General features: G+C 32.4%; 7 protein-coding genes. 6 read left to right on the plus strand and 1 reads right to left on the minus strand.

Translation table 11 applies throughout. The annotated features are described in order from the left end of the window. Window positions 1-74: 74 nt before the first annotated feature. Entirely contained in the window at window positions 75-884 is an 810-nt protein-coding gene (locus tag ACU4C5_RS06330; protein ID WP_446846219.1) for a glycogen/starch synthase, read from the minus strand. Window positions 885-995: 111 nt separating this feature from the next. Here ACU4C5_RS06330 and panC point away from each other — a divergent pair, with 111 nt between their 5' ends. From panC to ACU4C5_RS06360, 6 genes are all read left to right on the plus strand, one after another. After that, complete coding sequence (panC, locus tag ACU4C5_RS06335) at window positions 996-1,844, plus strand: pantoate--beta-alanine ligase (RefSeq protein WP_446846220.1); 849 nt, start codon at window positions 996-998, stop codon at window positions 1,842-1,844. A gap of 13 nt (window positions 1,845-1,857) precedes the next feature. Beyond that, window positions 1,858-2,208, plus strand: a complete 351-nt coding sequence (gene panD / locus ACU4C5_RS06340) for an aspartate 1-decarboxylase (protein WP_446846221.1) — start codon at window positions 1,858-1,860, stop codon at window positions 2,206-2,208. A 2-nt stretch (window positions 2,209-2,210) separates the two neighbouring features. After that, window positions 2,211-3,164 carry a lysylphosphatidylglycerol synthase transmembrane domain-containing protein gene (locus ACU4C5_RS06345; protein ID WP_446846222.1) on the plus strand — a complete coding sequence of 318 codons (954 nt, stop codon included), beginning with the start codon at window positions 2,211-2,213 and terminating at the stop codon, window positions 3,162-3,164. A gap of 38 nt (window positions 3,165-3,202) precedes the next feature. Further along, window positions 3,203-4,351 carry an alpha/beta hydrolase gene (locus ACU4C5_RS06350; RefSeq protein ID WP_446846223.1) on the plus strand — a complete coding sequence of 383 codons (1,149 nt, stop codon included), beginning with the start codon at window positions 3,203-3,205 and terminating at the stop codon, window positions 4,349-4,351. Window positions 4,352-4,406: 55 nt separating this feature from the next. Then, window positions 4,407-5,768, plus strand: a complete 1,362-nt coding sequence (gene radA / locus ACU4C5_RS06355) for a DNA repair protein RadA (RefSeq protein ID WP_446846224.1) — start codon at window positions 4,407-4,409, stop codon at window positions 5,766-5,768. A gap of 445 nt (window positions 5,769-6,213) precedes the next feature. Further along, window positions 6,214-11,760 carry a DUF8693 domain-containing protein gene (locus ACU4C5_RS06360; RefSeq protein WP_446846225.1) on the plus strand — a complete coding sequence of 1,849 codons (5,547 nt, stop codon included), beginning with the start codon at window positions 6,214-6,216 and terminating at the stop codon, window positions 11,758-11,760. Window positions 11,761-12,010 lie beyond the last annotated feature (250 nt).

The raw sequence follows: 12,010 nt of genomic DNA on the forward strand, positions 1-12,010 counted from the left end.
TATCAAATGTAACATCTTCACTTTTTTCAGGGTTCTGTTTAACAAAACTTTACAAAGATGTTACACTGTTTTCACTAGCTTAATACCTTAGTGTTATAAAATTCTGTATATGGGTCTGCAAACTCATCTGGTGCATAATAATCTAGCACTGGTTTGTCTGAAGCGGCTAAATGTTTTTCTAGTTCTTCAGGGATGTCTTGCGATCCTTTTATTAATGCATCAGAGTTATCTATTGCATTTTTCATGATGTTATTATAAGTTGGATCTTCTAAACCTTTAATTAGGTCGTCGTCAATTTTATCAAACTTAATTTTGTTAATCATGTTTTTATCTAACGCACCATCGAAACTTTGATTGTATATCGTGGTTACTATTTTACTTTCAGTAAAAAGAGGTTCGTTTTTGTAAAACTGTTTTAAGTATAAAGGTAGTAATGATGCTAACCATCCATTTACATGAATAATATCTGGAGCCCAGTTTAATTTCTTTACGGTCTCAATAACTCCTTTTGCAAAGAAAATAGCACGTTCGTCATTATCTTGAAAAAGTTTTCCGTCTTCATCTGTTAACGTTGCTTTTCTTTTAAAATATTCTTCATTATCAATAAAGTAAACTTGAATACGTTCTTTAGGAATAGATGCAACTTTAATGATAAGAGGCATATCTAGATCGTTAATCACAAGGTTAATTCCCGATAATCTTATTACTTCGTGAAGTTGATGTCTTCTTTCATTTATATTTCCATATTTAGGCATAAATATTCGTATTTGCCCGCCTTGTTTGTTTACCATTTTTGGAGCTTCAAATGACATTGAAGAAATCTCAGTTTCTGGTAAATATGGTACTACTTCCGATGACACATACAATATTCTCTTATCTTTCATAAATCTATTCGTTTTTGTAAATTATAAATAAAAAACATGCAAAAGTACAAAATTTTATGCAGATTGTCCGTAAAATATTAAGTTTGCACGTTATAAATTTATATTTAGATTGTGGATATTTATCATAAAAAATCAGAATTACATCTTGTTTTAGAGATGTTTAAGAAAAGCGGAAAAACCTTGGGACTCGTGCCTACTATGGGCGCATTGCACGAAGGTCACCTCTCTTTAATTGAAAAAGGGCTTAGTGAAAACGATTTTGTAGTTGTTACAGTATTTGTAAATCCTACGCAGTTTGATAATGCCGAAGACTTAGATAAGTACCCAAGAACACTTGATGCTGATGTGAAATTACTAAAAACAGTATCAAAAAACATTATTGTTTATGCGCCAAGTGTTGCCGATATTTATGGTGAAAATGTAACCTCTACTCATTTTTCTTACGACGGATTAGAACACGAAATGGAAGGGAGATTTAGAGATGGACATTTTGATGGCGTCGGTACTATTGTAAAGCGTTTATTTGAAATTGTTATGCCGAAAACAGCCTATTTTGGCGAAAAAGATTTTCAGCAATTAATGATTATTAAAAAACTTGTAGAGAAATATAATATTCCTGTAACGGTTAAAGGTTGTCCTATTCACAGAGAAAATGATGGCTTAGCAATGAGCTCTCGTAATGTGCGTTTAAAATCAGAATATAGAACAATTTCTCCGTTTATATATGAAACGCTTCAGCAGGCAAAATTAAAATTTGGCACAAAAAGTGCTCAGAAAGTTACAGAATGGGTTGAGGCACAATTTGCAAAACAAAAACTTCTAGAATTAGAATATTTTATAATTGCAGATGTGGAGACCTTAAAAACAACAAAACGAAAATCTAACCAAAACACATATAGAGCCTTTATAGCTGTATATGCAGATGATATTAGACTTATTGATAATATCGCATTAAATTAATTATCTTTGCCTTATGCAAATACAAGTAGTAAAATCGAAAATTCACAGAGTAAAAGTTACGGGCGCCGACCTAAACTATATTGGTAGTATCACTATTGATGAAGATTTAATGGACGCCGCAAATATTGTTCAAGGTGAAAAAGTTCAAATTGTAAACAATAATAATGGCGCAAGATTAGAAACTTACGCGATTCCTGGACCAAGAAACTCTGGAGAAATCACCTTAAATGGTGCTGCAGCCAGACTAGTGTCGCCAGGAGATATCCTAATCTTAATCACTTACGGATTTATGGATATGGAATCTGCAAAATCATTTAAACCATCGTTAGTGTTTCCTGATGAGGCAACTAATTTGTTAAAATAATATTGAAAACCAAGCTTTTTGCAATCTTAAAAATAGCACTGCCATTAGTTTTGGGAGTGTTTTTGGTATGGTATTCTTTGTCTAAAATTTCTGTTTCTCAGCTTTTAGAATACTTTAAGAATGCCAATTATTATTGGATTGTTTTAGGTTTGTTTTTTGGATTATTAAGTCATGTTTCAAGAGCGTATAGGTGGAAATTCCTCTTAGAACCTCTGGGATATGTGCCTAAATTATCTAATAGTATTATGGCTGTTTTTTCAGCCTATTTAGTAAATCTTACTATACCTAGAGCAGGAGAGGTTACCAGAGCAACATTACTTACTAATTACGAAAATGTGCCTTTTGAGAAGGGTTTTGGAACTATTGTTTCAGAACGTGTGGCAGATTTGGTGGTAATGCTTGGGATTGTTGCGGTAACTTTATTTCTACAATTCGAATTTATTTATAATTTCTTCCTTCAAAAATTTAATCCATTAAAAATAATTATTGCTTTATTAATCCTTATTGCTTTTGCAGTTGTACTTTTTGTGTACTTCAAAAAAAGTGATTCAGTATTTGCTAAAAAAGTAAGAAATTTTGTGTTTGGTTTGATAGAGGGTGTTTTGAGTATTTTCAAAATGAAAAAAAAGTGGGCATTTATCTTTCATACCCTCTTTATATGGGCGATGTATGTTTTAATGTTTTATGTTACATCTTTCGCTATAGCTGAATTACAGCCAGTACCAATGGCCGCAATTTTAATAGGTTTTATATCGGCAAGCTTTAGTATTGCTGCAACAAATGGTGGTGTGGGGTCGTACCCAGAAGCTGTTGTTATTGCCTTTTTGTTATTCAATTTACCAGAAGATGCTAGTCGTGCTTTCGGCTGGATCATGTGGTCTACACAAACCGTAATGGTTATTATATTGGGGGGTTTGTCTTTAATTTATCTGCCAATCTACAATAGGAAAGAATAATTTTTTACCTTGCAGTAACATTTTATAAAGCACCTATTATGAAGAAAATTATCACGTTTTTATTTTTGAGTTTAGCATTTACAACTATGCAATCTCAGGCAATTTATGAGTCTATTTTTTCAGAAAAATTAGACCAAGATCGTCAACTAAAAATTCTTTTACCAAGAGGATATGATAGTGACGCAGATAAAAAGTATCCATTAATTGTGGTTTTAGATGGCGATTATTTATTTGAAGCCGTAGCAGGGAATGTTGATTACTATTCTTATTGGGATGATATTCCTGATGCTATTATTGTAGGTGTAAAACAAGGTGAAACACGTTTTGAAGACACAGCATATTCTGAACAAAATTCTTTACCTGTTGATAAAGGAGGCGCGTTTTTTGAATTTTTAGGGATGGAATTATTACCACATATGAGTAAAAATTATAAGCTAGAAGAGTTTAAAGTTATTGTTGGTCATGGGCAAACAGCTAATTTTATCAATTATTTCTTGCTAAAAGATGAACCTATATTTCATGCTTATGTTGCGCTTAGTCCAGATTTAGCTCCAGAAATGACCACTTATCTTACCGGACGTTTTGAGAAAATAGAAAAGAAAGTGTTTTATTATTTAGCAACTTCAGATAATGATATTAAACAAATACAAACCGGTACAAATGCTTTAAATGATGCTTTAAAAACGGTAGAAAATAAAAACTTGTTATATAATTTTGATACTTTTGAAGGACCTTCTCATTATGCACTTCCTGCTCACGCAATTCCTAAAGCGTTAGAAAGTATTTTCTTAATATTTCAGCCTATAACTAAAAAGGAATACACAAATACTATATTAAAATTAAAAACATCTCCAGTAGATTATTTGTTAGAAAAGTATGAAACCATTGAAACCTTATTTGGTATTGATAAACCTATTTTAGTGAACGATTTTAAAGCTATTTCTGCAGCAATTAAAAAGAGTGAAAAATGGGAATATTATGAAGAATTAGGAAAAATAGCAAGAAAAGAATATCCAGATACGTTATTAGGTCATTACTATTTAGCACGTTATTACGAAGAGATAGGTGAATCTAAAAAAGCAATGAAAATGTATCGTTCTGCTTATGTTTTAGAAGAAATTGGAGGAATTTCTAAAGATGAAATGTTAGAACAAGCTGATGCTATAAAAGCAGATTTTGGCTATTAATTTTCCCTTTTAAAATAAAATAATTCTTCTTATTAATATACGATAATACGTGTTTATGGCAAAAGTGAAAACAACATTTTTCTGTCAGAATTGTGGCTCACAATACAGTAAATGGCAAGGACAATGTACGGCTTGCAAAGAATGGAATACCATTGCTGAAGAGGTTATTGAAAAACCTGAAAAAAGTGATTGGAAAACTCCCGAAGTTAGCAAAGCTAAACGTGGTTCAAAACCTTTATTGGTGAATGAAATTGATGTGTCAAAAGAAGCAAGATTAGATACTTTTGATCAAGAGTTTAATCGCGTTCTTGGAGGTGGTATTGTTTTAGGATCTTTAACCCTATTAGGAGGTGAACCTGGTATTGGAAAAAGTACATTATTACTTCAGGTAGCTTTAAAATTACCATATAAAACACTTTATGTGTCTGGAGAAGAAAGTCAGAAACAAATAAAAATGCGTGCAGAACGTATTAATCCAAGTACCAATAATTGCTATATACTAACCGAAACTAAAACCCAAAATATCTTTAAGCAAATTGCTGCGCTTGAACCAGACATTGTGGTGATAGATTCTATACAAACCCTACATAGCGACTATATTGAGTCGTCATCAGGAAGTATTTCTCAAATAAAAGAGTGTACAACTGAGCTTATTAAATTTGCTAAAGAAACCGCAACTCCGGTCATTTTAATTGGCCATATTACTAAAGATGGAAATATAGCTGGTCCAAAAATATTAGAGCACATGGTAGATACTGTGTTGCAATTTGAGGGCGATAGAAATCATGTATTTAGAATTCTTAGAGCTAATAAAAACCGATTTGGATCTACTAATGAACTCGGTATTTATGAAATGCAAGGTTCTGGTTTGCGAGAAGTTTCTAATCCTTCCGAAATACTAATTACCCAAAAAGACGATGAATTATCAGGTAATGCTGTAGCGGCAACACTTGAGGGGATGCGTCCTTTAATGATTGAAGTACAAGCCTTGGTAAGTACTGCTGTTTACGGTACTCCGCAGCGTAGTGCTACCGGATTTAATGCCAAGCGTCTTAATATGTTATTGGCTGTTTTAGAAAAAAGAGCAGGTTTTCGTTTAGGTGCTAAAGATGTATTTTTAAATATTACAGGAGGAATCACTGTTGATGATCCTGCGATAGATTTGGCAGTTGTAGCAGCTATTTTGTCTTCAAATGAAGATGAATCATTACCTTCAAATTATTGTTTTGCTGCTGAAGTTGGCTTGTCGGGAGAAATAAGACCCGTGCAACGTGTGGAACAGCGTATTCTTGAAGCTGAAAAATTAGGCTTCTCAGCCATTTTTGTGTCTAAGTATAATAAGATTGCTTTAAAAAATACAACTATTAAAATTCAGCTGATTTCAAAAATAGAAGACCTTGTTGAATTTATTGTATAAAATTTTAAACTGCTTTTTTGAATAAAAACGCCGATACTATAAGAATTGGACTACATTTTTGTTGTTTTATTTTTAGAGACTAATCGTTGAACGGTTATTAAAAAAGGATGAAGAGTAATGATTTTTATGTAAAATAATAATTTTTTTTTACGAATAATTTATTTTTTATAATGATTTAATGAGAATAATTTACTTTAAATAGTTATATAGGTTGGTTTTTTGATATAAAAAAAGAATTTTTAATTTTATTTTAAACTGTGTTGATTTGAGATCTTGTCTTAAATAGCCGTGTTTCTTGTAGTTAGGAGTTTATAGATTAATTTTGTGATTTGTAAATAACTTAGTTTACTCATATGTAATTTTAGATTTTCCCTTAGGTCTATTTTGTTACAGTAAGGTGTGGTTGTTTTCAAAATATATTTAACTCCCTAAATAATTAATAGCTATGAAACTTCTCCCGAGTTTTCAGACCACCTTTCTATGCCTTTTTTTGGCTGCTTTTACTTTTCAAGTAAGTGCACAAACTACCATTGTTAAAAATGAGTTTTATTCTAACTACGAAACTAGTGTAGCAGATTCTGGTAGTGTTACTTCAGGTGAATCACAATTAAGTTCTGATGATAATTGGGAGTTTACAGCTTATGTAGATAATGGGAAAGTATATTACCCAGGTACTAATGGAAATACAAGTGTTTCATCTGTTTTGAATATAAGAGATTATTGGACAGGTATAGATTATGTAGAATTTGATGAGATAGATATTAGTGGTAAAACGGATGTTGGTTTTTCATTTTCTTTTGCTACAAATAATAATCTTAGTTCTGGTGATTATATAAATCTAACCTATTGGATTGATGGTGTGCAAACAGATGTAACCTTGCATCAAGGAGGAAATGGAGCGCTTAATTTTATGCCAGCGGTAGATGATGGAACATTTCAATCAAACCGATTTAAGCTTAATATAGGCTCTGCATCTACATTTAAATTTAAATTAGAATTATCGGCAGATGCTAGTCCGGGAGGTAATGAGATTATTTATATCGACGATGTGTTTTTAACGACCAATTCAACTACAGGTTCTGGTGCAGTGGGGAGTGTAAATCTAACATATTGCATGCCTATAAATATTGGGGTTAATAATCAGTTTTATATTTCAAATGTATTATTTGGAGATATAGATAACCCTTCGGATAATTCAGCAAATAATTACGAATACTACACTACTCCTACTACAGATTTAGCTATTGGTGATGATTATCCTATGGTGGTTGATTTTGTTACTAATTCATATAATACAACAGGATTAGTGGTTTGGATAGACTTTAATAATGATGGAGATTTTGACGATGCTAATGAAAAAGTTTATTCTGCAACAAATACACCAACGGTTAACTCGGGTAGTCATACTTTTTCTGTTTCAGTCCCTTCAACAGCTATATTAGGAGTTACTAGAATGCGATTAGCTATAAAGCATAATAATGTTTCTTCTACATCTTGTACAAATGATAACCAAAAGGGTGAATTTGAAGACTACAACGTAAATATAATTAGTGCATTAGCACCTTACCCAAGAATACAAATATCAGGAAATAGTACAATTATAACGAATAATGATGATACACCATCAGCAACAGACGATACTGATTTTGGAATTATTGATGTTGGTCAATCTCAAATTAACACCTATACTATTGAAAATACAGGTACAGGAAATCTAACAGTTAATAGTATAACTTTAAGTCCTTTTGCGCCAACTTCAACACAATTTGTACTTATTAATAATCCTGCAACTATAACTTTAGCTTCGGGAGCATCAACAACTTTTCAGGTTGAGTTTGCACCAACTAACGAATCTACAGAAAACGCAAAACTTGTTATTAATAGTAGTGATACTGCTACATCAAATTACGAATTTAAAATAACAGGAGATGCCGATCAAAAATTCTACGACAGTGATAATGATGGGATATACGATAATGTAGATGTAGATGATGATAATGATGGTATTCTTGATGTAGATGAGCAAAACGCTTGTGCTGCATCTTCGTCTGCAACTACAACCAATTATAAGTTTTTAAATGAAACTTTTGGGGTAGGTCCAGGGAGAGGTAATGCTATTAGTACCTTATATACTGCAACTACAACTTATTGTTTAGAAGATGGAACGGCAAGTGCAAATACAATAGATTGTGTAGATTTAAATGACCCTAGTTTAAATGATGGTGAGTATACTATTAACCATAAAATAACAAGTGGTGCTAGTGGTGAATTTGTGGGACCAGGTGATGATGATGCTATTGCAAGTTGGGCACATAGAGTATGGGCAAATACTAAAGATCATACCCCTGATGATGCAGATAATGATGATAGCCCATACGGAAATATGGCTATTTTTAATGCCAGTAACGATCCTGGTGTATTTTACCAAACTACAATTACAGGAACTTTACCAGGAGTGCCAGTAAGTTATAGCTTTTGGGTAATGAATATTGATAATAAATATAGTAATTTAAGTGGTGGTGATACCAGTGGAGGAACGCGTATTAAACCAAACATTACAGTTAAGTTTTTAAGAACAGATGGTACACTTATTTCAAAATATGAAACAGATGATATCTTAAGATGTTCAGGAGATAATGATTGTGACATGTCTGAGTGGCAATTATTTGAGCCACCAACAATTTCAACAGATGAAAGTGAGTTTATTGTTCAGTTTATAAATAACTCACCAGGAGGTTTAGGAAACGATTTAGCGATTGATGATATTAAAATTCAGCAAACACTTTGTGATTCTGATGGTGACGGTATTGCTGATGTTTTTGATTTAGATAGTGATAATGACGGAATTCCTGATATCGTTGAAGCTGGTTTAGGCGCTTATTCTAACGGTACTGCAACTGTAGATACTTCTATTTGGGTAGATGCTAATAACGATGGTTTACATGATGGTTTTGCCGCTTTATCAACACAGCCAGTTTTAGATACTGATAATGACGGCGTACCAAATTACTTAGATTTAGATAGTGATAATGATGGATTATTTGATGTAGATGAATCTGGAATGGGAAACACTAATTCTACCGATGTAAATTACGTAAACGGAGATGGAGATATTTCTGGTAATGGGGTTGGTCAAGGTTTAGATACCGAAGAATTTAGAGAAAAAGATACCGATGGTGATGGAAATATAGAGTATTTTGGAGATGGTATTTTAGATGTTTACGACTTTTTAGAAGGAACTACTTTTGGTGATAGCTATGGAAATAGTGGGCAAATTAACGGAACTTACCTTGTTGTAGATACAGATGGTGATGGAACTCCAGATTATTTAGATACCACATCTAACGGAACAAGTTATGATATAGCAAATACTATTTATGCAGATTTAGATGCCGATAACGATGGCCTTATTGATGATGGCCAATCAGGAAACTTTATTGATAGTGATAATGATGGTGTGCCAGATTCTAGAGATGGAGACGATACGATATTTGGATCGCCTAGAGACTTAAATAAGAGTTACAGTTTATATTTTGACGGACGTAATGATTATGTTGAAGATGATAATATATTAAGTAATACAGATGCTACTCTTATGGCATTTGTAAAAAAAGAAGGTAATAATAAGCTAGAAACTGTACAACAGGTTGTAGGTCAAAATAAATTTCTTATAAGAATAAATAAGGATAATTCTATTAGGATTCGTGTCAATAATTCTAACTTGGAAACAGGCAGTATAGTAAATGGTATATGGTCACATATTGCAGCAACAACAACTGCTGGCAAAACTATATTATATGTAAATGGAATAAAAGTAGATAGTCTTGATTCTGGAGGTATTGTAACTGATGTGACAAAATTCAGAATTGGCGCACGTTCAAATAATAAAAATTATTTTAAAGGAGAAATTGAAGAAGTACGTGTTTTTGATCGCGCATTAAGCGAACAAGAAATACAACGTATGGTATATCAAGAATTAGATGAAAACGAAAACTTCAATATGGGGAAAATAATTCCGCAAACCATTGGAGCTTTAAATACAAACTTGGTACGCTACTTTAAAATGGATGGATATTTAGACGATATTCTAGACGATAAAAAAACCGATCCAGCAAATAGAGACCTTACGGCAGGAGCTAGATTGTATAATATCAAATTAATCTATCCACAAACAGCACCGTTACCATATGTAACAAAAGCTGCTGGTGAGTGGACGGTTTCTAATTCTTGGTTACATGGAGGTATGTGGGATATTACTACAAAAGCAAATAATCCAGATGATATCTCAATTGTGCATATAAAACACAACCTTAATGTCGCTACAACACAAGGAACTTTAGGGCTTCTTGTAGATGATGACGCAGAATTTTCTATTCAAGATGATAAAGGACTATTTAATAGTTGGTATTTAAAACTAGATGGTTTTATAGATTTAGAAGGCGAATCGCAATTAGTTCAAACAGAAAACAGTAATTTATATACTAGTGCTACTGCTAAGTTAGAGCGCGATCAACAAGGAACCGTAAATAAATACACATACAATTATTGGTCGTCTCCGGTACATACAAGTAACGCAGTTGGTCTTATAAACGGAACAGAAACATACACAATAGCAGGTGTGTTACGTGATGGTACAGATGTAGATAACCCTGCAGCAATTAGTTATGTTGGTGGTTATGATGGATCAACATCACCAATGGAAATTGCAGATTATTGGCTATGGAAATTTGATAATTTTACAAGTAATAACTATTCAGATTGGCAATCACTGTCAAGCACATCAAAAATTAATGCAGGTGTAGGATATACAATGAAAGGAACTGCAGATGGCGATGAAGATGATGAACAAAATTATGTTTTTGAAGGAAAACCTAATAACGGTACTTATTCTCATTACGTAAATGCAGGTAACGAATACTTAGTAGGTAATCCATACCCATCTGCAATAGATGCTAATGAATTTATTCTTGATAATACTAATAGTACAGGTACTTTGTATTTTTGGGAGCATTATGGAGGAGGTACTCACGTATTAGCTGGATATCAAGGAAGTTATGGTGTGTATAACCTTATTGGAGGAACTAGTGCTTTTTCTCCCGCAGGAATTTCTAGTGGAGGATCTAGTTCAAAAACACCTAAACAATATATACCTGTAGCTCAAGGGTTTTTTGTAGTAGGGAGAACTGATGGAAATATCTCTTTTGAAAATGACCAAAGAGCATTTGTAACAGAAGGAGCGTCTAATACAAACTCATGGTTTTTTAGGCAAGCAACTAGTGTGGCTGCAGATGAAGAAATACTGTTAGATACAAGACCAAAACTTCGTATAGGCTTTACAGCACCTAATAATTACAAACGTCAATTATTACTAGGGGTTGATGAAAATGCAACAACAGCAATTGATTGGGGGTATGATGCCGAATTAAATGAAGTAAATAGTGAAGATTTTACTTGGTACATTGAAGATAAAGATTTCCTTATTCAAGGTGTAGGTGAACTTACAGAAACTACAATATTACCACTATCTGTAAAAACAAATGCAGGGGGAACTATTACAATAACTATTGACGACTTAGTAAATGTAGAGGAAACTTTACCTATTTACCTTAAAGATGGTGAAGTATATCACGATTTAAGAGCGTCTGAGTATACAATTACCGTAAACTCTGGAGTTATTAATGGACGTTTTGCTATTGTTTTTGCTTTACCTGATACGCTATCAACGGTAGATTTAAATGTTGAAGGATTTTCAATATATCCAAATCCAACACAAGGTATTGTAACTATTAAATTACCGTCAAGCGGAAATTATAATGGCTTAGAAATTGTTTTATATGATATTCAAGGGCGATTAATTAAGACAAGAACTGTTGAAAACTCACAAACCGAAATTACTTTTAATGACTTAGAAACATTAAGTAATGGTGTGTATATTATTAAAATAAATGAAGGTGTAAAGTTGTTGGTTTCAAGTAAGTTAATTAAAATATAGAAGACGTTAAAGTCTGTTTTTTAAACCAAAAATTATTTGAGAAATCAATGTTTTTGGTTTTTTTATGCTATTTTTTAAGGTAAATATGCTTAAAACTTTTTGTTAATAAGTGTATTTTAAGTGATTTGTTTATAGAGTTTTATGTTTTATTTTATTATCTAATTGCTTATTAATAAGAGTTGTATGTATTATGTTTGTATCTGCTTAATGTGTTTTTATTCGATTATCTGTTTTTTGTTGAAGTCTTTTT

The organism is Lacinutrix undariae, assembly GCF_052934785.1.

Coding starts and splice junctions, on each gene's coding strand:
- ACU4C5_RS06330 (WP_446846219.1), bottom strand. CDS start 884: ATGAAAGATAAGAGAATATTGTATGTGTCATCGGAAGTAGTACCATAT.
- ACU4C5_RS06360 (WP_446846225.1), top strand. CDS start 6,214: ATGAAACTTCTCCCGAGTTTTCAGACCACCTTTCTATGCCTTTTTTTG.
- radA (WP_446846224.1), top strand. CDS start 4,407: ATGGCAAAAGTGAAAACAACATTTTTCTGTCAGAATTGTGGCTCACAA.
- panD (WP_446846221.1), top strand. CDS start 1,858: ATGCAAATACAAGTAGTAAAATCGAAAATTCACAGAGTAAAAGTTACG.
- ACU4C5_RS06350 (WP_446846223.1), top strand. CDS start 3,203: ATGAAGAAAATTATCACGTTTTTATTTTTGAGTTTAGCATTTACAACT.